19 protein-coding genes, 1 tRNA gene and 1 pseudogene are annotated in these 26474 nt (G+C 70.8%); 11 read left to right on the plus strand and 10 right to left on the minus strand.

The window, feature by feature from the left end; genetic code table 11:
* Positions 1-105 precede the first annotated feature (105 nt).
* The gene (locus JIG36_RS32880) at positions 106-1698 is read left to right on the plus strand and encodes a lysyl oxidase family protein (protein ID WP_203380308.1); all 1593 of its coding nucleotides are present in this window, start codon (positions 106-108) and stop codon (positions 1696-1698) included.
* 45 nt (positions 1699-1743) lie between these two features.
* Here JIG36_RS32880 and JIG36_RS32885 read toward each other — a convergent pair whose 3' ends face one another.
* Positions 1744-2775 (minus strand): LacI family DNA-binding transcriptional regulator, encoded by a 1032-nt coding sequence (locus JIG36_RS32885; RefSeq protein ID WP_203380309.1) that lies wholly within the window; start codon positions 2773-2775, stop codon positions 1744-1746.
* Positions 2776-2948: 173 nt separating this feature from the next.
* Here JIG36_RS32885 and JIG36_RS32890 point away from each other — a divergent pair, with 173 nt between their 5' ends.
* The 5 genes from JIG36_RS32890 to JIG36_RS32910 are packed head-to-tail and all read left to right on the plus strand — an operon-like array spanning position 2949 to position 11580.
* Positions 2949-4232: a sugar ABC transporter substrate-binding protein gene (locus JIG36_RS32890; protein ID WP_203380310.1), complete on the plus strand. Its 1284-nt coding sequence runs from the start codon at positions 2949-2951 to the stop codon at positions 4230-4232.
* A complete protein-coding gene (locus JIG36_RS32895; RefSeq protein ID WP_203380311.1) occupies positions 4229-5728 on the plus strand; it encodes an ABC transporter permease subunit in 1500 nt (499 codons plus the stop codon). The genes JIG36_RS32890 and JIG36_RS32895 overlap by 4 nt, the downstream gene beginning before the upstream one ends.
* 1 nt (position 5729) lies before the next feature.
* A complete protein-coding gene (locus JIG36_RS32900) occupies positions 5730-6581 on the plus strand; it encodes a sugar ABC transporter permease (RefSeq protein ID WP_203380312.1) in 852 nt (283 codons plus the stop codon).
* A complete protein-coding gene (locus JIG36_RS32905) occupies positions 6581-8851 on the plus strand; it encodes a glycoside hydrolase family 31 protein (protein ID WP_203380313.1) in 2271 nt (756 codons plus the stop codon). Before JIG36_RS32900 ends, JIG36_RS32905 begins: the two co-directional genes overlap by 1 nt.
* Positions 8851-11580, plus strand: a complete 2730-nt coding sequence (locus JIG36_RS32910) for an alpha-amylase family glycosyl hydrolase (RefSeq protein WP_203380314.1) — start codon at positions 8851-8853, stop codon at positions 11578-11580. The genes JIG36_RS32905 and JIG36_RS32910 overlap by 1 nt, the downstream gene beginning before the upstream one ends.
* Before the next feature lie 6 nt (positions 11581-11586).
* Here JIG36_RS32910 and JIG36_RS32915 read toward each other — a convergent pair whose 3' ends face one another.
* The 5 genes from JIG36_RS32915 to JIG36_RS32935 form a co-directional block, all read right to left on the minus strand.
* Entirely contained in the window at positions 11587-12921 is a 1335-nt protein-coding gene (locus JIG36_RS32915) for a hypothetical protein (RefSeq protein ID WP_203380315.1), read from the minus strand.
* The gene (locus JIG36_RS32920; protein WP_203380316.1) at positions 12921-13289 is read right to left on the minus strand and encodes a hypothetical protein; all 369 of its coding nucleotides are present in this window, start codon (positions 13287-13289) and stop codon (positions 12921-12923) included. Before JIG36_RS32920 ends, JIG36_RS32915 begins: the two co-directional genes overlap by 1 nt.
* A gap of 325 nt (positions 13290-13614) precedes the next feature.
* On the minus strand, positions 13615-14466 hold the full coding sequence (gene pdxY, locus JIG36_RS32925) for a pyridoxal kinase PdxY (protein WP_203380317.1): 852 nt from the start codon (positions 14464-14466) through the stop codon (positions 13615-13617).
* Between the two features lie 9 nt (positions 14467-14475).
* Positions 14476-15012: a TetR/AcrR family transcriptional regulator gene (locus tag JIG36_RS32930; protein WP_203380318.1), complete on the minus strand. Its 537-nt coding sequence runs from the start codon at positions 15010-15012 to the stop codon at positions 14476-14478.
* 44 nt (positions 15013-15056) lie between these two features.
* A complete protein-coding gene (locus JIG36_RS32935) occupies positions 15057-16049 on the minus strand; it encodes an NAD-dependent epimerase/dehydratase family protein (protein WP_203380319.1) in 993 nt (330 codons plus the stop codon).
* A gap of 133 nt (positions 16050-16182) precedes the next feature.
* On the opposite strand from JIG36_RS32935, the gene JIG36_RS32940 reads away from it, so the two are divergent.
* Entirely contained in the window at positions 16183-17202 is a 1020-nt protein-coding gene (locus JIG36_RS32940; RefSeq protein ID WP_203380320.1) for an SDR family oxidoreductase, read from the plus strand.
* Between the two features lie 25 nt (positions 17203-17227).
* Here JIG36_RS32940 and JIG36_RS32945 read toward each other — a convergent pair whose 3' ends face one another.
* Complete coding sequence (locus tag JIG36_RS32945) at positions 17228-18616, minus strand: RICIN domain-containing protein (RefSeq protein ID WP_203380321.1); 1389 nt, start codon at positions 18614-18616, stop codon at positions 17228-17230.
* A 116-nt stretch (positions 18617-18732) separates the two neighbouring features.
* On the opposite strand from JIG36_RS32945, the gene JIG36_RS32950 reads away from it, so the two are divergent.
* Positions 18733-21282: a tetratricopeptide repeat protein gene (locus JIG36_RS32950; RefSeq protein ID WP_307873008.1), complete on the plus strand. Its 2550-nt coding sequence runs from the start codon at positions 18733-18735 to the stop codon at positions 21280-21282.
* An 84-nt stretch (positions 21283-21366) separates the two neighbouring features.
* Positions 21367-21558, plus strand: a complete 192-nt coding sequence (locus JIG36_RS32955) for a hypothetical protein (protein WP_203380323.1) — start codon at positions 21367-21369, stop codon at positions 21556-21558.
* Between the two features lie 133 nt (positions 21559-21691).
* Here the strand turns inward: JIG36_RS32955 and JIG36_RS54340 are convergent, their stop codons facing one another.
* Together JIG36_RS54340 and JIG36_RS32965 are read right to left on the minus strand one after the other, a co-directional pair.
* Positions 21692-22201, minus strand: a complete 510-nt coding sequence (locus JIG36_RS54340) for an FAD-binding oxidoreductase (protein WP_307873009.1) — start codon at positions 22199-22201, stop codon at positions 21692-21694.
* Positions 22195-23208 carry an AfsR/SARP family transcriptional regulator gene (locus JIG36_RS32965; RefSeq protein ID WP_203380324.1) on the minus strand — a complete coding sequence of 338 codons (1014 nt, stop codon included), beginning with the start codon at positions 23206-23208 and terminating at the stop codon, positions 22195-22197. The genes JIG36_RS54340 and JIG36_RS32965 overlap by 7 nt, the downstream gene beginning before the upstream one ends.
* Before the next feature lie 87 nt (positions 23209-23295).
* Here JIG36_RS32965 and JIG36_RS32970 point away from each other — a divergent pair.
* Both JIG36_RS32970 and JIG36_RS32975 read left to right on the plus strand, forming a co-directional pair.
* A tRNA-OTHER gene (locus JIG36_RS32970) sits at positions 23296-23423 on the plus strand.
* A gap of 29 nt (positions 23424-23452) precedes the next feature.
* Positions 23453-25588, plus strand: coding sequence for a TerD family protein (locus JIG36_RS32975; protein ID WP_203380325.1), 2136 nt, complete (start codon positions 23453-23455; stop codon positions 25586-25588).
* A gap of 148 nt (positions 25589-25736) precedes the next feature.
* Here JIG36_RS32975 and JIG36_RS32980 read toward each other — a convergent pair.
* Positions 25737-26411: pseudogene (locus JIG36_RS32980) on the minus strand (M28 family metallopeptidase); the annotation flags it as partial.
* Positions 26412-26474 lie beyond the last annotated feature (63 nt).

The following is a 26474-nucleotide window of genomic DNA, read 5'->3' on the forward strand; positions in this document are numbered from 1 at the left end:
GGATTCGTGCCATCGCATAGAAACCTCACAGGATTCATACATCTCAGTCCTTAGATGTGTCGGCAGCGGTCGCCCCCACGGCGGCCGCCCGACCGGAGGGACCCCATGACGGATCCGCTGAAGAAGCGACGCCGCCGCTCGCGCCTGATGACGTACGGCGCCGTGGCCGCGGCGCTGGCGCTCACCGCCGCCGGCGTAGGTGTGGCCCAGGCCGCGGCCACCCCGCCACCCCTGCAGTTCGTCGCCGCCACCGGGCAGGTGACCGCCGAGCGGTACGACTACGACGGCGACATCTACCTGTCGTTCGACCTGGGCCTGCACGTCATCGCGGGCAAGGACCCGCTGGAGATCTGGGCCAAGCGCACCGGCTACGACAAGCCGATCGTGGCCGAACAGACCGTGGTCAAGAACGGCAAGAAGAAGAAGGTGGCCCTGCCGGCCGGTCTGGTCACCGACTTCACCGGCCTCAAGGACTTCACCACGATCAGCATCGCCGACGCCGACGGCAAGGTCGTGACCGAGTACAAGACGCCGTTCTGCGGCAACACGTGGTCGTCGGCGCGCACCCGGCCCGACGCCCCGGCCGCCAACCCGTACCCGACCAGCTGCGGCGGCGGAAACCCGTTCACGCTGGGCGCGGTCTGGGGTGTGCAGGCGGGCTGGGACGCCGCCGTGCAGGACCAGCCGTACTCCGGCCGGGGTGAGTCGTTCGACCTGCCGGTCGGCAAGTACACCGCCACCGCGACGGTCAACCCGACCTACCGCGAGCTGTTCGGGATCCCGAAGGACCAGGGCAGCGCCAAGGTCGAGGTGACCGTGGTCGACGCCACCGACGACAACAAGGCCGGCCTGGCCCGGGTCAAGGCGGCCGACGCGCGCGCCGAGGCCGGCACCGACCGGCCCGACGAGCACTCGCTGCACACCGCCGAGGGTGACGCCAAGCGTCAGGTCTCCTCGTACGTGCCCGAGCTGCGCGCGCCCGCCAAGCGGCCCACCCCGCTCAAGGCCGCCCCGACCGGCGGACCGCGGCCCGACCTGCGCTCGCTGCCGGCGTGGGACATCTCGCTGTCCGAGGAGGACGGCAAGACGTACGTGAACTTCGGCGCGACCGTGTGGAACGCGGGCACGTCCCCGCTGCTGGTCGACGGCTTCCGCCGCAGCGGCACCGAGCTGATGGACGCCTACCAGTACTTCTTCGACGCCAAGGGCAACCAGGTCGGCAGCCGTCCGGCCGGCACGATGGAGTGGGACCCGCGCGAGGGTCACCTGCACTGGCACTTCACCGACTTCGCGCAGTACAACCTGCTCGACTCGTCGCAGAAGCTGGCCGTGCGCAGCGGCAAGGAGGCGTTCTGCCTGGCCAACACCGACGCGGTCGACTTCACCATCCCGAACGCGAAGTGGCGCCCCGAGAACACCGACCTGTCCACGTCCTGCGGCGCCAACACGGTGATCGCGGTGCGTGAGGTGCTCGACATCGGCAACGGCGACACCTACAGCCAGTTCCGTCCCGGCCAGTCCTTCGAGATCACGGACCTGCCGAACGGCACCTACTACATCCAGACCCTGGCCAACCCCGAGAAGAAGCTGGCCGAGCTGGACACCACCAACAACTCGTCGCTGCGCGAGATCATCCTGGGCGGCACCCCCGACGCCCGCACCCTGACTGTCCCGCCGGTGCACGGCATCGAGGGCTGACAGACGGCGAAGCGCCCCGGTCCCCGCCAGGACCGGGGCGTTTCGCTATGTCCGGACTCCGGGTGGGGGCCCGATCGTGCCGCGGGCGACCACCTGCGTCGGCAGCGTGACGTGCGGCGAGCGGATGTCGCCCTTCTGCAGGATCTGGTGGACGAGCTGCCCGGCCACCTTGCCCTGCTGGGTCACCGGCTGGCGCACCGTCGTCAGATCGAACATGTCGGCCAGGTGATGGTCGTCGATGCCGACCACGGACATGGTGTAAGGAACGGCGACCCCGGCCCGGCGCAGCGTGCGCAGAGCGCCGAAGGCGACCTCGTCGGAGAAGGCGACCACGCCGGTCGGCGGCTCGGGCAGGCTGAGCAGTTCGCTCATGCCCTCGACCCCGCCGTGACTGCCCCAGTGGCGGTGCACCACCAGTTCCGGGCGGACCTCGAGGCCGGCCTCCTCGAGCACGCCGGTGAAGCCGCGCAGCCGGGCGCCGGGCGCCGCGTACTCCAGGCTCCAGGTGCCGGTTGAGTTGATCATCGCGATCCGGGTGTGGCCGGCGCGGACCAGCTGGGCGGTGGCCTGCCGGCCGGCCTCGACGTCGTCGATGCGCACGTGCGGGTGGTCGCCGAGGGTGCCGCCGGCCATGACCACCGTGACGCCCATGAGGTCGAGGCGGCGCCGCTCGTCGTCGCTGATCGGCAGCGCGACCAGGATCAGCGCGTCGACCTGGCGGCGGGCGGGCAGCTCGGAGAAGAACCGCCGCCGCTCCCGCTCCTGCTTGACCTCATAGAGCAGCACGTCGAGGTCGGTGCCGCGCAGCCCGGTCACGATGCCGTCGAGCATCGCCGCGTAGAACCAGTGCGACACGTCAGGCGTCACGACGGCGACCCGGCCGCTGGAGCCGCGGGCCAGGCGGGCGGCGTCGGGCGAGACCGCGTACGACAGATCGTCGGCCAGCAGCCTGATCTTGCGCCGGGTCTCCTCGGAGACGCCGGGGGCGCCGCTCAGGGCCCGCGACACCGTGGCGATCGAGACGCCGGCGCGCTCGGCCAGGTCCGCCATGTTCAACGCCACCGCTCGCTTCGTCACGGCCATCACGGTAGAGCACGTAAACGCTTACGTCACGACGTAACTCAAATACGTCCAGGCCAAAGCCGTTAAATACATTGATGGTTGACAGCAGCGGTGACTTGTTTCACTCTCGTTTCGTAAACGCTTACGTCGCAGTCCGCCGGTGACCCACACCCTCCCGAGGAGTCCCGATGAGATATCGCCTGCTGGCCCTGATAACCGCGACCGCCCTGCTCTCGACCGCCTGCTCGGCCGACAAGGAAGCCGGCCCCACCGACCAGCCGAGCGCGGCTCCGGCGCCCAGCGCATCCGACGCCGGACCGGCCCGCGAAGACGCCGACCTGGTCATCTGGACCTCGGAGGCGGCCAGCCGGGCGGTCACCCCGATCGCCCAGAAGTTCGGCCAGGAGAACAACATCACCGTCGCCGTCCAGGTGATCGCGGCCGACCTGGCCGCCAACGCGATCACCGCCAACGCCGCCGGCAACGGCCCCGACATCCTCACGCTGCCCAACGACTTCCTCGGCGGCGCGCTGCAGAACGGCACGGTCAAGCCGCTCTCGCTCGGCGCCGGCGACCTGGGGGCGTACGAGAAAAGCGCCGTGGCCTCGGTCAGCCGCAACGGGCAGGTCTGGGCCTTGCCGTACGGGATGGAAAATCTTGTCCTCTACCGCAACACCAAGGCGGCGCCCAAGGCTCCCGCGACCGTCGAGGAACTGGTCTCGACCGGGCAGGCGGCGGTGAAGAAGGGCACGGTGAAACGGGCGCTCTCGCTGCCGGTCGGGCAGGAGGGCGACGCGTACCACATGCACCCGTTCTTCACCTCGGCCGGCGGCTCGCTGTTCGCCATGGACGCGAGCGGCCAGTACGACACCACGAAGATCGGCATCGGCACACCGGAGTCGATCGCGGCCGCCAAGAAGATCGCCGCGCTGGGTGAGAAGGGCTCGAAGGTGCTGTCCCGCTCGATCGACGGTTCCAACGCGATCGCGCAGTTCACCGCGGGCAACGCCGCCTACCTGATCTCCGGGCCGTGGGCGCTGGCCGACATCCGCAAATCCAAGGTCCCGTACGACATCACGCCGATCCCGCCGTTCGCGGGCGGCAAGCCGGCGGCGCCGTTCCTGGGCGTGCAGGCCTTCTGGATGCTGTCCAACGCCAAGAACCCGGCCTTCGCCGAGGAGTTCGTGACCAAGACGATGAACACGCCCGAGGCCATGACCGCCATGTACGAGCAGGACCCGCGCCCGCCGGTGCGCAACGACGTGCTGGCCGCGGTCTCGGCCAAGGACGCCGACATGGGCAAGCTGGCCGCCGGGGCCAAGAACGCGACGCTGCTGCCCGACTTCCCGTTCATGGCCGGGGTGTGGCCGCCGCTCGGACAGGCCTACGCCACCATCGTCGGCGGCGCCGACCCCACCTCGACCATGCAGAAGACCGGGAAGACGATCGAGAGCGCGGTCAAGGCCAAGTGATCCGGATCCTCTGCCTGGGGATCGCCGTGGGCACCGCGGCGGCGCTGACCCCGAGCCTGGCGGGCGGTGGCCACTACGTGGTGCTGACCGTGGCCTGGGTCGTCGTCGCGGTGCTGCTGGTCACGTATGGCACCGGCCGGGCGGTGACGGCCAAATATCTGGTCCCCGGCACCCTGCTGCTCGTCGTGTTCACGGTCGCGCCGGTGCTGGCGACCGTGCAGATGTCGACCACCAACTATGGCGACGGCACCCGGACGACCAAACGGGAGACGGTCGAGCGGATCCTGGCCAACTCGGTCGTGCAGGCCCCCGACTCGCCCACGTTCAACCTGACCGTGGGCACCTCGGGCGACAGCGACTTCACGTTCTTCCTGGTCGACCGGGCGACCGGGACGGCGTACGCGGGAAATCGCGACGGCCTGAAGGAGGTCAGCCCGACCGTCACCCGAGGTTTCGTGACCGCCGCGGCGGGCTACACGATGCTGACGCCGAAGCAGGTCAACGACGCGGCGGCCCAGTTGAAGGAGTTCGCCGTGCCGGTCGAGGGCGGAGCCATCCGGCAACGCGGGCTGCGCGAGGCCTTCGAGGGCCGCACGATGCTGCGCTACGACGAGGCCGCCGACACGATCACCGACACCGCCACGGGCACGAGTTACACCGTTCAGCGGCAGGGCGACCGCGAGTACTTCGTGGACGGGCAGGGCGAACGCCTGTCCGAGCAGTCGTGGCGGGCCGGGGTCGGGCTGGAGAACTACCGGCGCGCGTTCACCGATCCCCGCATCCTCGGCGGTTTCCTGCGCATCTTCGGGTGGACGGTGGTGTTCGCGGCGGGTTCGGTCGTGCTCACCTTCGTCGTCGGGCTGGGCCTGGCCGTGATGCTCAACGATTCCCGCGTACGGGGTCAGAAGGTCTACCGCTCGATTCTGCTGCTGCCGTACGCGATCCCGGGGTTCATCAGCATCCTGGTCTGGTCGGGCTTCTTCAACCAGGAGTTCGGGCTGATCAACAACCTGACCGGGCTCGACATCGACTGGCTGGGTGATCCGTGGGGAGCCAAGGCGGCGCTGCTGCTGCTCAACCTGTGGCTGGGTTTCCCCTACATGTTCCTGGTCGCCACCGGGGCTCTGCAGTCCATCCCGGCCGAGCTCAGAGAGGCCGCCACCATCGACGGGGCCGGCGCGTTCACCGCCTTCCGCCGCATCACGCTCCCGCTGCTGCTGGTGGCGGTGGCGCCCATCCTGGTGGCGTCGTTCGCGTTCAACTTCAACAACTACAACGTGATCGAGCTGCTCACCCACGGCGGCCCGTTCACGCCCGACCACCCGGACGCGGGCGCGACCGACATCCTGATCAGCTATACCGTGCGGCTCGCGTTCGGCGCGGGCGGCGCCCAGTTCGGGTTCGCCGCGGCCATCGCCACCCTGCTGTTCGTCATCACCGGCGTGCTGGCGGCGGCGCAGTTCCGGGCCACCCGCAGTCTCGAGGAGGTGCACTGACATGACCGTCCGTTGGTGGCGCGAGGTCGGCTGGCGGCATGCCGGCGGTCTCGTGGCCGTGGTCTTCGCCGTCGTCCCGGTGCTCTACGTCGTCTCGGCGGCGTTCAACCCGCTGGGCACCGTCGTCTCGACCGACGTCATCCCGACCCGGTTCAGCCTGGTCCACTTCCAGTCGCTGTTCTCCGACCCGGCCCGCCCGTTCCCGCGCTGGCTGCTCAACACGCTGATCGTCTGTGCCATGGTGACCTTCGTGCAGGTGCTGTGCAGCGCCCTGGCCGCCTACGCGTTCTCCCGCTTCCGCTTCAAGGGCCGCCGCGGTGGGCTGCTGACGCTGCTCCTGATCCAGATGTTCCCGCAGTTCCTGGCCGTCATCGCGCTGTTCACGATGGTCACCGAGCTGGGCGAGGCGCTGCCGGCGCTGGGGCTCAACACGATCGCCGGCTACAGCCTGGTGCTGATGGGCGGCGCCCTGGCCCAGGTGTGGCTGATCAAGGGCTACTTCGACACCATCCCCCGCCAGCTCGACGAGGCGGCCGTGGTCGACGGGGCGAGCCACGCAGGAGTCTTCTTCCGGATCCTGCTGCCGCTGGCCCGGCCGATCCTGGCCGTCACCGGCCTGCTCGCGTTCGTCGGCGTGATCGGCGAGTTCCTGCTCGCGTCGATCTTCCTGACCGACACCAACGCCAAGACCCTCGCGGTCGGCCTGTACGGGATCATCGAGTCGGACCGGTCGAACAACCTGGGCGTGTTCGCGGCCGGCGCCCTGATGACCGCCCTGCCGGTGGTGCTGCTCTTCCAATACCTGCAGCGTTACATCGTCGGCGGGCTCACCTCGGGGGCGGTGAAGGACTGATGCATCCCGTTGCCGATCCGCAGGCCGTGGTCCGGGGCGACCGCTACCGCATCACCGTGCTGACCGACGGGCTGGTCCGCCTCGAGTACGCCGAGGACGGCGTCTTCGAGGACCGCGCGTCCACCTTCGCCGTCAACCGGCGGCTGCCCGTGCCCGAGTTCCGGGTGCTCGACGGCGACCACGAGATCGAGGTGGTCACGTCACGCTTCCGGCTCACGTACGACCGGGGGCCGTTCACCACGAGCGGGCTGAGCCTGGCGGTGGGCGGCGGGATCAGCACCTACCACTCGGTCTGGCGCTATGGCGAGACGCCGGACGACCTCGGGGGCACGGCCCGCACCCTGGACAACGCGGACGGGGCGATCCCGCTCGAACCGGGCGTCGTCTCGCGGTGGGGCTTCGCGGTCGTCGACGACTCGCGCTCGTTCCTGTTCGACGGCGAGGGCTGGGTCAGCGCCGACAACATCCACCGCGTCGACCTGTACGTGTTCGCCTACGGCCACGACTACACCGAGGCGCTGAAGGCGTTCTACGCCGTCTCCGGGCCGCAGCCGGCGGTGCCGCGGTGGGCGCTGGGCAACTGGTGGAGCCGGTTCCACGCGTACACCGACGAGTCGTACCTGGCCCTGCTCGACCGGTTCCGCGACGAGGGGCTGCCGTTCTCGGTCGGCGTCCTCGACATGGACTGGCACCTGACCGACGTGGACCCCCGCTACGGCAGCGGCTGGACCGGCTACACCTGGAACCGTTCGTTGTTCGCGGATCCGCCCCAGTTCCTGAAGCAGGTGCACGACCGCGGGCTGCGGGTGACGCTCAACGTGCACCCGGCCGACGGGGTCCGCGCCTACGAGGACGCCTACCCGGCGATGGCGGCCGCGCTCGGCCGTGACCCCGCCGGCGAGGAGCCGATCGCGTTCGACGTCACCGACCGGCGCTTCCTGACCGCGTACTTCGAGGTTCTGCACCGGGGTCTGGAGGCCGACGGCGTCGACTTCTGGTGGCTGGACTGGCAGTCCGGGCCGCACTCGCGGGTGGCCGGCATCGACCCGCTGTGGATGCTCAACCACTTCCACTTCATCGACAACGGGGCGATGACCTTCTCCCGGTACGCCGGGCCGGGCAGTCACCGCTATCCCGTGGGGTTCTCCGGCGACGCCGTCATCTCGTGGGCGTCGCTCGCCTTCCAGCCCCGGTTCACGGCGACGGCGGCCAACATCGGCTACGGCTGGTGGAGTCACGACATCGGCGGGCACCTCAACGGCGTCCGCGACGACGAGCTGGCCACGCGGTGGGTGCAGTTCGGCTGTTTCTCGCCGATCCTGCGGCTGCACTCGACCCGGCACCCGTTCATCCACAAGGAGCCGTGGTCGTTCCCGGCCCCGGCCCGCGAGGCGATGACGGCGTTCCTGCGGCTGCGGCACCGGCTCGTGCCCTACCTGCACACCATGAACCGCCGCGCGGATCTGCCCTTGGTGCTGCCGATGTATTACCGCGCGCCCTCCTTCGACGGCGCCTACGAGGTGCCGAACCAGTATCAGTTCGGGTCGGAGCTGGTGGTCGCCGCCATCACGTCACCGGCGGATTCCCGTACGGGATTGGCCCGGGTCAAAGCGTGGCTGCCCGAGGGCACGTGGGTCGACGTGCTGACCGACCTGGTCTACGACGGCGACCGCACCATGTATCTGCACCGCGACCTCACCACCATTCCGGTGCTGGCGGCCTCGGGGGCGATCGTCCCGCTGGACGCGGACGCCGTGCCGGGCAACGACCCGGTCGAACCGGCCCACCTGGAGATTCTGGTCGTGGCGGGCGCCGACGGATCGTTCGACCTGATCGAGGACTCCGGGGTGACCCCGCTGCGCTGGGACCAGGAGGCCGGCTCGCTGACCGCCGGGCCCGGACCCCGCGCCCGCACCTGGACATCCACCTTTCCGGCACTCACCGGCGTCGATCCGGTGGCGACCGTGGACGACCTGCCAGTCCCGGCCGAGATTCACCGTGGTGAAACTCGAACATCCATTACAGTCCGAGACGTGCCTGCTACGGCCACGTTACGGATCGACGTCGGCGCCCGTCCCCGCCTGCGCCGCAACGACGTGACCGCGCTGATCTTCGCCCGGCTCGACCGGGCGCAGATCGCCTATTCGCTGAAGACCAGGGTGCTCGCGGCCGTCGAGTCCGGCCGGCCGCTGACCGTTCTGCAGGCCCTGGACCTCGACCACGAACTGTTCACCGCCCTCGGCGAGATCCTGCTCTCCCAGGAGGATTGATGCGTCTCCGTCTTGCTGCGATTCTGTCCGCGGTGCTGGCCGCCGGTTTCCTCAGCGCGCCCGCCGCCGCCTCGGGAGGCGGCCTGTCCGGTCGCCACTCCCTGCGCACCCCGGTCACCGACGAGAACTTCTACTTCGTCATGGCCGACCGTTTCGACAACGGCAGCACCGCCAACGACCAGGGTGGCCTCGGCCGCGACCCGCTCGTGTCGGGCTTCGACCCCACGAAGAAGGGCTTCTACAACGGCGGCGACCTGGCCGGGCTGCTGCGCCGTATCGACTACATCAAGGGTCTGGGCACCACCTCGATCTGGCTGACGCCCAGCTTCAAGAACAAGGCCGTGCAGCTCGAGGACGGGCCGTCGGCCGGCTACCACGGCTACTGGATCACCGACTTCACCCAGATCGACCCCCACCTGGGCACCAACGCCGAGCTCAAGACGCTGATCGACGCCGCCCACCAGCGGGGCATGAAGGTCTACTTCGACATCATCACCAACCACACGGCCGACGTCATCGGCTACGAGTCGGGCGCGCGCCAGCCGTACGTGTCCAAGGACGTCGCGCCGTACCGCACCGCGGCCGGGAAGCCGTTCGACGATCGCGACTACGCCGGTTCCTCTTCCTTCCCGGCGCTCGATCCAGCGACCTCTTTCCCGTACAAGCCGGTGCTCGACGCGGCCGAGAAGAACCTCAAGGTTCCGGCCTGGCTCAACGACACCTCGCTCTACCACAACCGGGGCGACACGACGTTCGTCGGTGAGAACTCGCTCTACGGCGACTTCTTCGGCCTCGACGACCTGTTCACCGAACACCCGCGCGTCGTCAACGGCATGATCGACGTCTACGAGAAGTGGATCGCCGACTTCGGCGTCGACGGCTTCCGGATCGACACCATGAAACACGTCAACGACGAGTTCTGGCAGAAGTTCGGTCCCGAGGTGCTGTCGTTCGCCCGCAAGCACGGCAAGCCCGAGTTCTTCATGTTCGGCGAGGTCTTCGACACCTCGAAGAGCTTCACCTCGCAGTTCACCACCCGCGACAAGATGCAGGCCGTGCTCGACTTCCCGTTCCAGGACGCCGCCCGCAACTACGCCTCGAAGGGGCAGCCCGCCGCCGCGCTGGGCCAGTTCTTCGCCGGCGACGACTGGTACACCGACGCCGACTCGAACGTCTACCAGCTGCCCACGTTCCTCGGTAACCACGACATGGGCCGTATCGGCAGCTTCGTGAAGGCCGACAACCCCGCCGCCCCCGACACCGAGCTGCTGGCCCGCGACCGCCTGGCCCACGAGCTGATGTACTTCTCGCGCGGCAACCCGGTCGTCTACTACGGCGACGAGCAGGGCTTCACCGGCCCCGGCGGCGACCAGGACGCCCGTCAGACCATGTTCGCCAGCCGGGTGCCCGAATACCTGGACGACGACCTGCTGGGCACCACGGCCACCCACGCCACGGACAACTTCGTCCCGGCCCATCCCCTGTACGCGAGCATCGCCGGCCTGGCCAAGCTGACCGCGAAGTACCCGACGTTGCGCGACGGCGCCCACCAGCACCGGTACGCCGACTCCGGGGCCGGGATCTACGCGTTCTCCCGCACCGACCAGCGCGAGTTCGTGGTCGCGCTGAACAACAGCACGTCGGCTCGGACGGCCGCGGTCCCGACCTACCTTGCCCGGGGCAAGTTCCAGCGGGTGTACGGCACGGGTCCGGCCACGGCCACATCGGCCGCCGACCGCACGCTGACGGTCACCGTGCCGCCGCTGTCCACGGTCGTGTACGCCTCCGAGGGCCGGATCCCGCGCTCCCAGGCCGCTCCCGCGGTGTCCCTCAGCGCACCGGCGCCCTCCACCGAGTCCCGCAGCCGCATGAAGGTGTCGGCCACGGTCGGAGGCTCCTCGTTCGCCGAGGTCACGTTCCACGCCCGTACGGGCCGGGGTGGCTGGACGCCGATCGGCACCGACGACAACGCGCCCTACCAGGTCTTCCACGATGTCACCGGCCTGCGGGCGGGAACGCCGGTGGAGTATCGCGCGGTGGTCCTCGACAACGCCGGCCACACGTCCACCAGCGATGCCCGCTCGGCCCAGGTCCCGGCGCCGCTCCTGACCATCGAGGCACCCGCCGAGAACGCCAACGTGCGGGGCAGGGTCGAGGTCCGCGCGGTGGCCGACCCCGAACGGGCCACCCACGTGGTCCGCTTCGAGCGCAGCATCGCCGACGGCCCGTGGACCACCATCGGCCGCGACGACTCCTCCCCCGCGTACACGGTCTTCGACGACCTGGCCCCGCTGAACCTGGCGGCCGGAACCCGGATCCGCTACCAGGCGGTGCTGGCCGACCCCGCGGTGACCAGCGCGGTCCGCACGGTCCGCTACGCCGGCCCGCCGCTCACAACGGCCACCGTGAACTACTACCGCCCGGCCGGCGACTACACCGACTGGGGTCTGCACCTGTGGGGCGAGGCGGTGGATCCGGCCGTGCTGGCCCAGATCGCCTGGGACAAGCCGTGGCCCGCAACGAGAATCGAGGGCGGCTGGGCCACGTACGAAATCCCGCTGGTCGACGACACCAAGCCGGTCAACTTCATCATGCACCTGCCCAACGGAGACGCCGTCCCGTCCACCCGCGAGCCCGGCGGTGACCGCGCCTTCACCCCGATCGACAGTCCCCAGATCTGGCTCAAGCAGGGCGATCCGGCGGTCTACACCACGGCCCCGCCCGTCTGACGCCCCCTACCGCACATCCAACTGACGCCGGATGACCCGTTCAGCCGCCGCCGCCCCGGTCGGCTGCTGAACGGTGTTCATGTCGTCGTTGGAGTCGACGATGACGGCGATCCGGTCGGTCCCGGCCACGATCATCTCGAACACCTTGCGCGGTTTGACCTCGCGCTGCTGCCCGTATTCGTCGGTCAGCACGAGCACGCTGCCCGCGGTGGCGTCCAACGGCTGACGCATACGGATCCCGGTGATATCCGAATATCGGAAATCGAACGAGTCGACGTCCGAGACGATGCACCGGACGAAGTCCCACTCGCAGGAATAGGCGAACATCCGGCGCTCGGTGAGAAGCAGCACGACAATCTTGTACCGGGAGAACCGCTGGACCCGGTCCTGGCCGACGGCCCGCTGCGATGGCGAGGCCGGGCCGATCACCATCTGCGGCTCGCACAGCAGGTCGCTCTGCGGGCGGCCGAGGTTGCGCAGCGCGACGTCCAGCAACGCGAACTTGTCGAGCTGAAGCCACCGCTCCATCTGCGCGTCGGTCGGGCGCGGCTCACTGGCCTCGACCGCCCGCCGGTAGGCCGAGGAGGCGTTGAAATAGCCGATGGCGCCCTTGGCCCCCACGACCACGCCGCCGATGCCGAGCAGCACAGCCGGGCAGGACAGGAGCACGTAATCCGACGACGACAGCGCCACGATCATCAGGATGAGCGCCAGCAGCGCGCCCCCGCCGCCCAGAACCATCATCACCTGGAAGCCGGCCAGGGCCGGGGGCACGGGATAAGGCAGGAAGTACTTGTGGACGTTCGGCTTGCGCTCGGCGGTGCTGCGCTGCGCCGCGTCCAGCAGCGCGGTCCAGATCGGGTCCTGCTGCGACTCGAGAAACGGGCTGATCTCCGGCATGTGGGCCGGGTCGATCGTCGCCGTCGACGCCCGCTCGCGCAGGGAGCCGACCGACGGTTCCGGCCCGCCGGCGTGGCCGTAGAAGTCGGCCTTCACGGCGGCCCACAGCGCGTACGCGTGCCCGCAATTCGGGTTGAGCCGCACGGCCGCGTCGAGCTGCTGCTCGACCCGGTTCATCAGCTCCTGCGGGCTGCGCTGATGCCGGCTCGGCCGCTCGCCGGCCAGCAGGGCCAGGGCCAGGTAGTAGTGCGCGTCGGCCTGATCGACGCCACGGCCGATCGCGCCCTCGAGGTTCTTGCGGGCCTCGTCGTAGAGCCGCTCCCGGACCGACCGGATGCCGTTGGCCAGCATGTGCTGGGGCGATTCGACCCCGGTGAAGACGTTGTCGGCGTTGTACTGATTGCCGGCCACGGTCTGCCCACGCAGATCCCACTGGCTCATCAGGCGCTCCCGGCGAGATTGCCCCACACCGACGTCAGCGTTCCGGCGATCGCGGCCATCGGCGCCGCCGCCTGCAGGATCCGGACCGCGCGTTCCACCCGGGTCGCCGCCCCGCCGGTGTTCCCGCTGCGCGCCTCGTTCGCCGCCGCGCCGAGCTCACCGGCCGCACGGTCGGCGTCGGCCCGGCCCACCAGGCCGTTCTCCGCGGCCCGGCGCAGAACCGCGAGCACGGCCTCGATGTCCCGCGCGCTCTCCTCGCGATTCCCGGGGCCGGACGCAACGCCGAGATCGGCTCCTCGAAGATCGACGGAATCGGCATTGACCTGATTCCCGTGGACGTTCTGTCCCTCTTGATAGAAAGTTGCCACAACCCTGTCCTATGTGTCTGCCCGATGATGTCGCCTGGCCGGGCAAAGCTATAGCGGGCCGGAATGCGGTTCAATTCTGCGGCGCGGAAATACGTCGGAGGGGCGATGACGGCCGTCATCGTCTTTCGGGCCGGTAATGACCACCCATTGTCGAGATCGTCATTCTTTTCCGCCGACCCCGTTCCGCCTGACTCCTTCGTTCGCGGCTTTCGCGATGCGCCGGCCCACGACTACCCGCCGGCCGCCCAGGAGCGGTAACGCCCGCGGCGAACGGGCCGGCCGGTCGGCGCCGCCCTGAGCGGAGCCGTTGCCGGCTGAGCGGTGGTCAGCGCACCTGCTTGGCGCTGAACTGCATGCGTGGGTGGGCGTAATACTCCTGCGACTCGACCAGCTGCAGCTCGCGTTCGCCCGACTTGTAGGTCGTCTCGATCAGGTCGAAGACGCTGGACGCCGTACGCTCCAGGGCCACCGCGGCGTTCCTCGTGCCGACGTAGTGCACGGTGAACAGGGCCGCCGTGACGTCGCCGGAACCGTTGGCCTTGAAGGGCAGGTGCGGGGTGGTCACGAGCCAGGCGCCGGCGCTGTCGACGGCCAGCATCTCGATCGTGCCCTCCTCGCGGTCGGGCCGCTCCACGCTGGTGACCAGCACGGTCGACGGGCCCATGGCGCGGGCGAGGTCGACCGAGGCCAGCGTCGACTCGATGCTCGCCGGCTCGGTTCCGGTCAGGAAGCCCAGTTCGAACTGGTTGGGCGTGATGATGTCGGCCACCGGCACCACCCGGTCGCGCAGCAGCACGGGGATCTCGGGCGCGACGAAACATCCGGACTTGGCGTTGCCCATCACGGGGTCGCAGGCATAGACCGCCGCCGGGTTGGCTGCCTTCACCCGCCGTACGGCGTCAATGATGACGTCACCGATGCCCACCCCGCCCTGATAGCCGGAGAGCACGGCGTCGATCTGCGGGAACACGCCGCGCTCCTCCACGCCGAGCAGAACCTCGGCGACGTCGGCCGGAGCGATGAGCGGCCCCCGCCAGGCGCCGTAACCGGTGTGGTTGGAGAAGTTCACGGTGTGGACCGGGACGACCTCGACACCGATGCGCTGGAGCGGGAACACGGCCGCGGAGTTGCCGACATGACCGTGGGCGACCGCCGACTGGATGGACAGAACCTTCATGCCCCCAGCTTAGGGCCGCCGTTCCCCGGCTCGGAGGCCGTCCAGGACGAGGGCCAGGATCGGTTCCGTACGGTCCGGCGCCGCTCGCCACAGGGCGCCGGTGAGCTGCAGGAAGTCGCCGGGCTCGGCGTCGGCCCGGATGCTGCCCTCCTCCTTGCCGGCGTCGAGCAGGTGGGTGATCGCGGCGATGACCGGACCGTAGGACCGTTCGGTGATCGACTTGTGGGCGCCCGCGCTGAGCGCGCCGCCGAGGCCGTGCTTCTTGCGCATGGCGCCCACCAGTTCGAGGGTCCACCGCCGCAGCGCCTCGACCGGCGGGTGCGCGTCGAGCAGGGCCGTCACCGCGTCGCCGAGCTTGTCGATCTCGTCCTGGTAGATGTCGAGGATCAGCGCTTCGCGGTTCGGATAGTTGCGGTAGAGGGTGCCCGGCCCGACGCCGGCCCGCTGGGCGATCTGGTTCATCGAAGTGTCGCCGTCTTCGAGGAAGGCTTCGCGGGCGGCGGCCAGAATGCGGGCGCGGTTCTCGCGGGCGTCGGACCGGACCATGCTTCCCCCTGTAATACGCGTCCCCGCAAGATATACCGGGCCGGTCAGGCCGATCGCCAGGCGAGGATGCTGCGCGCGGTGTCGATGACGGTCTCCGCGCCCGGGCGGGGCTGCCAGCCGAGCAGCCGCTTGGCCTTGTCGGCGCTGTGCACGCTGCGCCGGCCGAGCGCGGGCACGATCTGCTCGAGGTTCGCATCGCTCCGGGCCGCCTGCCGCACCGCCTCGTCGGGCAGCTCGGCCGTCGGCACCTCAACGTCAAGACCGTTCTTGAGCGTACGGGCGACGTCGCTCATCCACATGAACTCGCCCGTGCCGAGGAACCTCTGCCCCGCCGCCTCCGGTGCGGTCATGGCGGCCAGGTGCAGGTCGATGACGTCGCGCACGTCCACCACTTCGAGGCCGATCCGCGGCACGCCCGGCATCCGGCCGTCGAGAAGCCCCGCGACGATCTGCACGGATTTCAGGTTGTCCGGGCTCAGCACCGGCCCGAACACCGCTCCCGGAAGCACCGTGGTCAAAGTCGTCGTTCCCGCGTACGCGGCCATGAAGTCCCAGGCCGCCCTCTCCGCCACGATCTTGGACCGCCGGTAGGCGCCGAACGACGGGTCGTCCTCGCTCACCAGCGTCTCGTCGAAGACGCCCTCCTCGGTGTATTCAGCCGGGCTGGCGGTGTTCGCGGCCGAGGTCATCACCACCCGCTTCACGCCCGCGGCGGTGGCCGCGCGCAGAACGTTCAGCGTGCCCTCGCGGGCGGGAACGATGAAGTCGTCCGGTTCGGCGGAGTTGGCGCCGCCCAGCGGCGAGGCCGGGTGCAGGACGTAGTCGCAGCCGGCCACGGCCTCGGCCCAGCCGTCGGGGCTCGTGAGGTCGGCGATCGCGAACTCGACCCCGTCGCCGACCGCCGCGCGCACCGCCTCCTGCTTCGGCGCCGACCGCACCGTCGTACGGACGCGGTAGCCCTGCTCCTCGAGGCGCTTGATCGCCCACCCGGCCAGGAACCCGGTGCCGCCCGTGACCAGAACCCGCTCAACGCTCATCGGTCTGCCTCTCATTCGTTCCGGAGATGTCTCCACTACCCTAACGGAGAAGTCTCCGGATTGCCATAGACAAGTGGAGAGCTCTCCGTTAATTTCGGGAGGACAGCCACGTCGAGACGTCCAGGAGGACAAGATGGCGAACGTATTGGTGACCGGCGGCTCGGGCTACATCGCCAGCTGGTGCATGCTGGCCCTGCTCGAGGCCGGGCACACGGTGCGCACGACCGTACGAAACCTCGACCGCGAACCCCAGGTGCGCGACATGCTGCGCCACGGCGGCGCCGACCCCGGCGACCGCCTGAGCGTGGTCCGCGCCGACCTGCAGAGCGACCAGGGCTGGGACGAGGGGGTGGCCGGCTGCGACTACGTGCTGCACGTCGCCTCCCCCACGCTGACCCAGGTGCCGCGCAGCGACGACGAGATGGTCCGCCCGGCCGTCGACGGCGCCCTTCGGGTGCTGCGCGCGGCCCGCGACGCCGGCGTCCGACGGGTCGTGCTCACGTCCGCGATCGGCGCCATCGCGTACGGGCACGCCGACCGTGACACCCCGTTCACCGAGGAGGACTGGACTGATGTCGACGCCGACATCGCCCCGTACCAGAAATCCAAGACCCTGGCCGAACGCGCCGCCTGGGAGTTCGTCAACGGCGACGGCACCGGCCTCGAACTGGTCACGGTCAACCCCACCGGCGTGCTGGGCCCGGTGCTGGGCCCCGACTACTCGCCCTCGCTCGGCGCCATCGCCCAGATGCTCGACGGTTCGATGCCGGCCCTGCTGCCGTTCGCCTCGGGCTACGTCGACGTCCGCGACGTGGCCGCCCTGCACCTGCTCGCGATGACCGCCCCGGCCGCCGCCGGCGAACGCTTCATCGCCACTTCCGGCCACAGCCTGTGGCTGCGCGAGGTCGCCGCCGTCCTGCGCGACCGCCTCGGCCCCCGCGCGGACAAGGTCCCCACCCGCGAGATGCCGGTGCTGATGGCCCGCGGCCTGGCCCGGGTGAACCCGCAGCTGCGCACGATGCGGGCCCTGATCGGCCGCAACCTCGACGCCACCTCGGCCAAGGCCGAACGCGTGCTCGGCTGGAAGCCCCGCCCGATCGAAGAGACCATCGTGGACACCGCCGAGAGCCTGCTGGCCCTCCCGCCCCGGTAGGCACCAATTGTCCCGGTCGACGGGGTCAGGCCGTGCGGGACCACTGCTGGTTGGTGCCGCTGCCGCAAGTGGCCGGCTGGAGGTCGGTGCCGTCGGCGGCCACGTCCAGGCACTTGCCGCTGTGCCGCGCCTTCAGCTGGAACCAGCTTCCGACCGGGGCCCACTGCCACTGCTGGTTGGTGCCGGTCCCACAGCCGTACTGGATGATGTTGGCGCCGTCGGCGGTGGAGGCGGAGGCGACGTCGAGGCACTTGCCACTGTGCCGGGCGATGATCTGGAAGTAGCCGTTGCCGGCGTCGCGGAACTCGAAGCGCTGGTTCCCGCCGCCGTTCCAGGCGTACTGCTTGACCTCGGCGTTGTCGGCCATCGAGGCGCTGACCACGTCCATCACCTTGCCGCTGCCCCGGTTGGTGACGCGGTAGTACGTGGCCGGGTTGCCGGTGACCGTGCCCGCGGCGGCGTCGACGGTGACGGTGGGATACCAGGTCAGCGCCATCGACGTGCTGGTAGGGAAGGCGATCGGCAGCCAGACGTAACGCGAGTCGTTGACCGGCCCCGACCAGGCGCCGGCCCAGCGGTCGCCCATGTAGAGGAAGCCGTTCGCGAGGGGCAGGACGAAGGCGGGCTGGGAGCCGAAGGTGGTCGGGTCGCCGACGTTGGTCCAGCCCGACCAGGGCCCGCCGATGCTGGTGGCGGTGGCGTACTTGGCCTGGTTGGGGTTCCAGCCCGAGGTGCCCGAGGTGAGCAGGAAATAGACGCCGTTGCGCTTGAACATCGCCGGCGCCTCCCGGGTGGCGTTGTCCCAGAAGTTGCCGACCAGCGAGGCGATCTGCAGGAAGTCGGCGGTGAGGCGATAGATCTGCAGATCCCGGTTCTCGTCGGCAGCCGAGACCATGTACGCCGCGCCACCCTCCTCATAGAGCGTGATGTCGCGGGACATGTGCTGATTGAGGGGCCGGAAACTGCCGTGATAGGTGTACGCCCCGTCGACCGTGCCCGAGGAGGCGACGGCGGCGCGGGCCTCGCCGTAGTCGGTCCCGTTCTCCTTGTGCATCCACATGACGAACCGCCCGGTGGCCGCGTTGTGGACGACCTTGGGCCGCTCGATCTTCGAACTGGCCAGCTCGGCGGCGGAGGACGACGTGAGCACGTTGTTGCGGAATTCCCACGTACGCAGGTCGGCCGATCGATAGACCGAGACCGCCCGGAAGGTGTCGTCGGCGTTGCGGTTCTCCCCGAACCAGTACCAGTAGGTGCCGACCTTCAGCACACCGCCGCCGTGGGCGTGCACCCCGGCCCCCGACGTGTCGGCGAACTGCACGCCGTTGGTGACCACCACCGGCGCCGCCTGCGCGGGCACGGGCACCAGGGCCACCACCAAGGCCGTCACCACGGCCACCACGCAGAGCCTCATCACGCGCCTCCTCCATTTACGTATGTCAATGCCTGTAATGTAACGAGGCTCGCGACACAAAGGCGATACGCCCGTTTTTGTAAACGTTCTTGCTTGGTCGCCCTAGCTTGATGGCGGTGGATCTCACGGTGCTTCCCGATCCGGGAACGGCGACCACTCTGGACGCCCTGGTCGAGCGGCTGCGGTCGCTGAAGCTCTACGCCGGCGACCCTTCCTACGAGACGATCACGGACCGCGTACGAGGTCAGTGGAGCTCTCAGGGCGAAGGCCGCCCGGTCGCCAAGAGCACCGTCTCGGACTGCTTCCGGCCCGGGCGGCGGCGCCTGAACGCCGACCTGGTCCTCGCCGTCGTGCGGGCCCTGCACCCCGACGAGGACTACGTCGCCGCGTGGCGCCGCGCTCTGCAGATGATCAGCGCCGAGACCGTCGCGGCGGCGCAGGTGCGGGTCGAGGACAGCCTGCCCGCCGACCTGGCCGTGTTCACCGGCCGCACCGCCGAGCTGGACCGGCTCCACCACGTTCTCAGCGAGCGCCGCGGCACCGGCGGGGCCGTGGTGATCTCCGCGATCGAGGGGATGGCCGGGGTCGGCAAGACCCAGCTCGCCGTCCACGCCGCGCACCGGCTCCTGCGTCAGCGGACGGCCGACCGGGTGCTGTTCGTCAACCTGCGCGGCTTCCACCCCGACCCGGCCCAGCCTCCGGCCGACCCGGCCGCCGTCCTCGACGGGTTCCTCCGCCTGCTCGGGGTGCCCGGGCCGGAGATCCCGCACGACCGGGACGGCCGGGCCGCGGCCTACCGGGGCCGGCTCGCCGGGACCCGCACCCTGGTGGTCCTCGACAACGCGGCCGGCGCCGAACAGGTGCGGCCGCTGCTGCCCGAGACCCCGGGCTGCCCCGCGCTCGTCACCAGCCGGCGTGACCTGAGCGACCTGGATCCGGCCACCCGCCTCGCGGTCGACGTGTTCACGGCCGAGGAGGCCGGGCAGTTCCTGAGCAGCGCCGCGCCCCGGATCACGGTCGGCGACGACCCGGATGCCGCGGCCCGGGTCGCCGAGCGGTGCGGCTATCTCCCGCTGGCCCTGGGGTTGCTGGCCGGGCACATGCGGGCCCGGCCCGGCTGGACGCTGACCGACCACGCCGACCGGCTGGACGACCACCACCGGAACCGGCGCCTGGAGACCGGCATCGAGCTCGCCCTCGACCTGTCCTATCTGGACCTGGAGCCCGATGGGCAACGGGTGCTGCGGCTGCTGGCCCTGCACCCCGGTCAGGATCTGGACGCGTACACCGCCGCCGCCCTGGCCGGCACCGGGCTGGACACCGCCCGGGCCCACCTGCGGCGGCTGGCCGGCGACCACCTGCTGCAGCCCGGCGTCCCCGGCCGATACACCTTCCACGACCTGGTGCGCGCCTACGCCACCACCCGCAGCCACGACGAGGACAGCCCGCCCGAGCGCCGCGCGGCCCTGACCCGCCTGTTCGACCACTACCTGGCCACCGCCGCGGCCGCCGTGGACACCCTGCACCCCGGCGACGCCCACCTGCGGCCCCGCATCCCCCGGCCCGGCACCCCCAACCCCGACCTGAGCGATCCGGACACCGCCCGCGCCTGGCTCGACGACACCCGGGCCGCCCTGGTCACCGTCGCCGTGCACACCGCCACCCACGGCTGGCACACCCACGCCACCCGGCTCTCCCGCGTGCTGTTCCGCTATCTGAGCGGCGGGCACAACGCCGACGCGGTGACCGTGCACAGCCACGCCCACCAGGCCGGCCGTCGCAGCGGCGACGCCCACGGGCAGGCGCACGCCCTGACCGACCTCAGCGTGACCGAACTGCGGCTCAGCCAGCACGCGGCGGCCGTCGACCATCTCGAACAGGCCCGGGAGCTGTTCCGGCGGACCGGCGACCGCACCGGCGAGGCCCGGGCCCTGAACAACCTCGGCGCCGTCCAGCACCTGTCCGGCCACTACCGGGTCGCCGCCGACCACTACGCGGCGGCCCTGGAGCTTTACCGGCAGACCGGTGACGGCATCGGCGAGGCCCGAGCACTGGCCAATCTGGGCAACGTCGAGGGACGGCTGGGCCGGCAGCGGGCCGCGGCCGACCACTACGCGCGGGCCCTGGCCCTCTATCGGGAGGCCGGCGACCGGGCCGGCGAGGCCTACACGCTGAACAACCTGGGCAATGCCGAGGTGTTGTCCGGCCGGCTGGAGGCGGGCGGTGACCATCTCGAGCAGTCCCTGGCCCTGCACCGGCTGCTGGGCGACCGCAACGGCCAGGCTTCGACCCTCGACAGCCTCGGCACCCTGCACCTCCGCCTCGGTCAGCCGGCCCGGGCCGTCGAGCACTACCAGCAGGCGCTGGTCATCGCCCGCGAGAACAGCGACCGGTACACCGAGGCGTGGGCGCTCAACGGCCTGGGCGAGGCCGCGAGCGCCGCCGCCCGGCCGGCCGACGCCGTCACCCAGCACCGGGCCGCGTACGAGGTCGCGGCCGGCATCGACGACCGTGAGCAGCAGGCCCGGGCCCACGCGGGCCTCGGCCTGGCCTATCGCGTCCTCGACGACCAGTCCCGCGCCCGCGAGCACTACGAGCAGGCCCTGGCCGTCTACACCGACCTCGGCATGCCGGAAGCCGACCAGATCCGGGCGGCGCTCCCCTGATTCACCCGTTCACTCATCAGCCCGGCGTGTACTCCTCCCGGGCGGACGAGTGAACGGCTCGCGCGGCGGAGCTATCGTCGGGCCATGCCATCCATGGAGCCGCCCGAAGACCCCACCGGCGCAGCACCGGCCGAGGGCCTGGAGAACTGGCTGCACGACCTGCGCACCGAGGCGCCGTCCGACCCGTTCGGCCGGCCCGACGACCCCGTCGAGGCGCCCACGCGCCCGGCCCCCGACGAGGCGCAGCACGTCGGACGTCACCGCGCCCCCGACTGATCGCCGGTTCCGGCGCCGTCCCGGGTGCCGAGGCCGCGACGTGGTCGTCGGGCGCGACGGCCGGGCCGAGCGGTCCCCGGCGGCCGACCCGCGCCGCGGCGACCACGCCGGCCCGGCCATCTGAGCCCGGCGGTCAGCGGCTGGTCGGGCGGATGTTCTGGTTGAGCCGGAACAGGTTCGTCGGGTCGTAACGGTCCTTCACCGCGACCAGCCGCTCGTACGTGTCCTTCGGATAGGCGGCGCGGACCCGGTCCTCGCCGCCCTCGCCGGTGAAGTTCACGTAGGTCGCCGCGTCCGGGCCGAGGGCGCCGGTCGCCGTGCGGGCCCATTCCACTGCGGCCGGGTAGCCGCCGGCGTCGCCCGAGCGGGCCACCACGTTCAGGATGAAGTCGCGGTCCCGGGTCGCGAACGCCGTGGCATCGCCCGGCACCCGGCCCATCGCGCCGCCCAGGTGGTGCACGTGCAGCTCGGAGAGCGGGTTCGGCACCCGGCCGAACGCGCTGACGAGCGCGCCGGTGGCCGGGTCGTCGAGGTCGCCGAAGAACGCCGAGCGGAAGTAGTTCCAGATGCCGCGCGGGTAGAGCGGGTCGAGCAGGCCCTGCATGGCGGTGTACGGCATCGGGCCGAACAGGTCGGTCACCACCGGCGCCAGCTCCCGGAAGGGCCGGGTCGCGGCGTCGCCCTCGGGTCACCGACCCGGGTCAGGTCGACGAACCACACCCCGTCCGGCTGGTCGCCCAGCAGCCGCCGGGCCGTCTCCTCGGCCAGGCGGGTCTTGCCGGCTCCGCCGACCCCGGTCAGGGTGAGCAGCCCGCCCCGGGTGAGCAGGCGATGCACGTCGGCGATCTCCCGTTCCCGGCCGACGAAGCTGGTCAGCGGCGGTGCCAGGTTGTGCCGGGGCCCGCGCGGCGCCGCGGGCTCGTCACCCTGGCCGGTCAGCAGCTCGCGGTAGAGCCGGCGGGTCCGCGGGTCGGGGTCGCTGCCGGAGTCGGCGCGCAGGTCGTCGCGGAGCCGCTCGTAGCGGGCGAGGGCCTCGGGTCGCCGGCCGCCGGCGGCGAGACGGCGCATGAGGCCACGGACGGCGCCCTCGTGGCGGGGATTCATCACGAGCACGCGGTGCAGCGCGGCGAGCGCCTCCGCCTCGTCGGTCTCGGCGCCGGCCAGCTCGACGAGCAGTTCGGCCAGCAGTTCGCGCAGTTCCTCCCGCCGCCGGACCGCCCACGGCTCGAACCTGTCCTCGGGCAGCAGATCACCGGTGTACGCGGCCACCGCGGCCCGCAGACCGGCCGGGTCGCCGCCGGCCCGGGCGAGCTCGGCCGATCGCTCGAAATGTTCCACGTCGACGTCGACCGGGTCGCTCGCGCGCAGCGTCACCACGTCGTCGTGCAGTTCCAGCAGCCCGGCGTGCGGCCCGTCCCCGGCGAGCACGCGCCGGGCCACGTGCAGGGCCTGGTGCAGGTTGTTGGCGGCCGACGCGGCCTCGCGGCCCGGCCACAGCGTCTCCAGCAGCACGTCCCGGTGCAGCCGCTGCCCCGGTGCCAGCGCCAGCAGCTTGACCAGCGTCCGGGCCTTGCGCAGCCGCCACTCGCGGGCTTGGACGGGCGTCCCGTCCCGGTCCACGGTGAACTCACCGAGCAGCCGGATCCGCACGTGCGACCTCCGAGGTCAGCGTAAGGCCTGTGACGGGGACGAAACTCGATCGCGCGGGCCGGGGAGCACGTGTGATCATCGAGCTCGGGGTCGCTAGCTCAACTGGTAGAGCATTCGGCGAAGTAGTGTGTCCGCCCTCCGCTCGCGCGGCCATGGGTGCGCTTCCTTCTCTCTGAAGACCCGAAGTGTTCGGGGTTCGAATCCCCGGCGACCCCCGGCAAACGACCGTGGAACGGAGGCCCGCATGCTCGAGAAGCAGATCATCCAGAAGACGCTGCGTGTCCCCGCGAGCGACGGTCCGGCCGGTGACGGCGGCTCGGTGGCCCGGCAGCTCGACGCGGTGCTGCTCGACGTCGGTTTCTCGGCGTCGCGGGCCCTGCTGGAACATGTCGGCGCGCTGGCCCCGGCCCCGGCCATGGACCTGGCCGCCACGGTCGTCTCCGCCGTCCGCGAGCTGGTCGGCGACCACGTGCGGCACAACGCCTACTTCCTCGGCTTCCCGCACGACGTGCCCGACACGGTCGAGTTCTGGGCCGAGTGTCTGCGTGCGGCCGTGCTGACCGGCGGTGGCGAGACGGTCGTTCCGGCCGCGGTGAACCTGCTCGACCTGCCGGGCTACGGCACCTACCAGCACACGTACGCCGATCTGCTGGCCGCGCACGACGAGCTGGTGGCGTCGGCCGGTGACCGCCTGACCGTGCTGCACCTGGGCGGGGCGGCCGAGGCCGAGGCGTCGCGGCTCTACCTGGCTCTGGCCGGCAGCACGACGCCGCACGGCGAGGCCGATCTGAGCCTTCTCGGTGAGCTCGCGGTGGCGTGCGCCGACGGAGAACAGCCAGACGAGATTCCCGTACGGGAGAACCGGGCCGTTCTCAACGGAGTGCGGGTGGTCCTGGGCCGGCCGCTGGTCGCGGTCGACACCACCACCGACGTGCTGCGCCTGGCCTGTCAGGTGTCCGGCGGTGACGCGACGCTGCGTACGCCCACGCGGTTCCGCGCCTTCCGGCGGCCCGAACGACGGGTCCTGCTGGCCGCGCTCGACGAGGTCGTGCGGGCCAACGAGGCCAAGCTCGGCGACATCGGCCCGCATGCGGAACGGTGGAAGCGGCTCGGCGAGCGGCTGCACCCGCATGAGTACGGTCAGTGGCCGTACGCGGGAAAGGTCTTCGCGACCGCACGCGGCGAGCTCCGGGTGCGCAGTCTCGCCGGGCGGGCCGAGGCGGCGATCGCTTCCGGTGACATCCGGGGGGCGGCGAAGGTGCTGTCGGCGGCGCCGGGCCTGCTGCTGCGCTCGGCGGATCGGTTGCTGCGCCGGGCGACCGGGCCGGAGCGCTCCGATGTGGTCGATCTGGTCACGGGTGCGCTCGGAACGGCGTCGGGACGGGTGCTGTGCTCGTTGCGCGAACACGTCGGCAACCGGCTGACGCCCGTGTCGGCCCGCATGTACGCGAGCCGTTCGCGACGCGCGTACGTCGGACCGGACCGGCGGCCACCGTTGCCGGCCGAGCTGGTCGCCAAGTTGTCGGAGCGGCTCGACGCCGAGATCGGCGCGCGGCTGCCCCGGTGGGAGCGGCCGCTGGTCGTCGACCCGGCCGTGCTCGACGTCGCGCTGCCGCTGTCCGGCAAGGCGGCCGAGGGCGGTTTCGCGGTGCTGCCTCGCGGCTCGCGCGCGACGGTGACCGGTGAGCTGCTGCGGTTCTTCACGTACTGGCGTCAGGCGGGCCGCCGCACCGACTACGACCTGTCGGTACTGCTGCTCGACGACAACTTCCGGAATGCGGGCCAGGTCTCGTGGACGAACTACCGCCACGACGGCGTGGTGCACTCGGGTGACATCACCGACGCGGCCGAGGGGGCGACCGAGTTCGTCGACGTGCCCCTCACGCTGCGCGGAACGTACGTGGTGCCGCAGGTCCACATCTACTCCGGTGAGTCGTTCGACGAGGTCGCCGAGTCGATGTTCGGCTACCAGACGCGGGATGCGGACCAGCGCGGCGCGCCGTTCGACGCCCGTACGGTCCGGGCCCGCTCGTCGCTGCGGGGCGCCGGTCGGGTCGCCCTGCCGATGGTGTTCGTCCCGGGCGAGCGGGGCTGGCAGGCGGTGTGGCTGCACCTCTACCTGCCGGGCCGGCCGATGTTCAACCGGGTCGAGGAGAGCACGTTCTCCACGTCCGACCGCGTGCGGGCCCTGATGGAGCGGCGTTATCTCACCGTCTCCTATCTGGTCGACCGGTGGCGGGCGGACACCGAGGTATCGGTCTGGGACGGTCAGCCGCCGGAGGAGCCGGTCACCTTCATCGGGATCGACGCCCCCGAGCAGCTGCCGGAAGGATCGGAGATCTACACCCTGGACCGGCTCCACGAGCTGATCCCGGCCTGAGCCGCCGGGGCCGAGGCCATGCCGACGCTTCCTTCTGTTCCGTTCGAATCGGGAGCCTCCGCGTATGCGGGGGACTTGGTAATCAGCGTTGGCGCTCTCCTCGGCCCCGGCCCTTTTTTGAGGATCAGGGGATGGCGCTGGTATTGAACGCGAACCGCGCCACCGAGTCGGCGATGGCGTCGGCGTTCACGTCGAGTGCGGTCATGTTGATGTTGGTGATGGTGTCGCAGGCCTGGTGGTAGCAGATGTCGTAGGCGACGCCCGCGGTCCCGCCGAACAGGGCCTGCTCCGCGGGTGTCTTGATGCCCTCGGCGCCGGTGAAGATGCCGCCGGCGGGGATCCCGACCGCGATGAACGGACCGTAGTCGGAACGGCCGTCGAAGTCGGTGCCGACGTGCCCGAGGCCGCGGCGGTCGAAGAAGTTCGCCAGCTGCCGCTCGATCTGCGCGGAGCCGGGCGGCCCGGCCGGGGAGCCCTCGCCGTCGGAGTTGTCGCCGTCGTAGAGCTTGTAGGCGTAGTTGGGCGAGGCGACCATGTCGAAGTTGAGGTACAGCCGGATCCGGTCCCGCTCGGCGGCCGACAGACCCTCGACGTACTGGTCGGAACCGAGCAGCCCGATCTCCTCGGCGGCCCAGAACGCGAAACGGACCTTGTTGCGTACGGGGAAATGCTTCATCTGCAGGGCGGTCTCGAGGATCGCGGCGGTGCCCGAACCGTTGTCGTTGATGCCCGGCCCGGCCGTCACGCTGTCGAGATGGGCGCCGACCATCACGACGTTCTTCGGGTTGCCCAGCCGCGTCTCGGCGATCACGTTGTGGCTCGTGCCCAGCGTCAGCGTGGAGTCGACCTTCAGCCGGACGGTGGCGCCCGGAATGGCGGCGAGCTC

It is taken from the genome of Paractinoplanes ovalisporus, assembly GCF_016834655.1.
Lineage (GTDB): Bacteria > Actinomycetota > Actinomycetes > Mycobacteriales > Micromonosporaceae > Actinoplanes > Actinoplanes ovalisporus.

Coding starts and splice junctions, on each gene's coding strand:
- JIG36_RS32955 (WP_203380323.1), top strand. CDS start 21,367: ATGCCATCCATGGAGCCGCCCGAAGACCCCACCGGCGCAGCACCGGCC.
- JIG36_RS32910 (WP_203380314.1), top strand. CDS start 8,851: ATGCGTCTCCGTCTTGCTGCGATTCTGTCCGCGGTGCTGGCCGCCGGT.
- JIG36_RS32900 (WP_203380312.1), top strand. CDS start 5,730: ATGACCGTCCGTTGGTGGCGCGAGGTCGGCTGGCGGCATGCCGGCGGT.
- JIG36_RS32935 (WP_203380319.1), bottom strand. CDS start 16,049: ATGAGCGTTGAGCGGGTTCTGGTCACGGGCGGCACCGGGTTCCTGGCC.
- JIG36_RS32940 (WP_203380320.1), top strand. CDS start 16,183: ATGGCGAACGTATTGGTGACCGGCGGCTCGGGCTACATCGCCAGCTGG.
- pdxY (WP_203380317.1), bottom strand. CDS start 14,466: ATGAAGGTTCTGTCCATCCAGTCGGCGGTCGCCCACGGTCATGTCGGC.
- JIG36_RS32905 (WP_203380313.1), top strand. CDS start 6,581: ATGCATCCCGTTGCCGATCCGCAGGCCGTGGTCCGGGGCGACCGCTAC.
- JIG36_RS32930 (WP_203380318.1), bottom strand. CDS start 15,012: ATGGTCCGGTCCGACGCCCGCGAGAACCGCGCCCGCATTCTGGCCGCC.
- JIG36_RS32975 (WP_203380325.1), top strand. CDS start 23,453: ATGCTCGAGAAGCAGATCATCCAGAAGACGCTGCGTGTCCCCGCGAGC.
- JIG36_RS32915 (WP_203380315.1), bottom strand. CDS start 12,921: ATGAGCCAGTGGGATCTGCGTGGGCAGACCGTGGCCGGCAATCAGTAC.
- JIG36_RS32880 (WP_203380308.1), top strand. CDS start 106: ATGACGGATCCGCTGAAGAAGCGACGCCGCCGCTCGCGCCTGATGACG.
- JIG36_RS32945 (WP_203380321.1), bottom strand. CDS start 18,616: ATGAGGCTCTGCGTGGTGGCCGTGGTGACGGCCTTGGTGGTGGCCCTG.
- JIG36_RS32890 (WP_203380310.1), top strand. CDS start 2,949: ATGAGATATCGCCTGCTGGCCCTGATAACCGCGACCGCCCTGCTCTCG.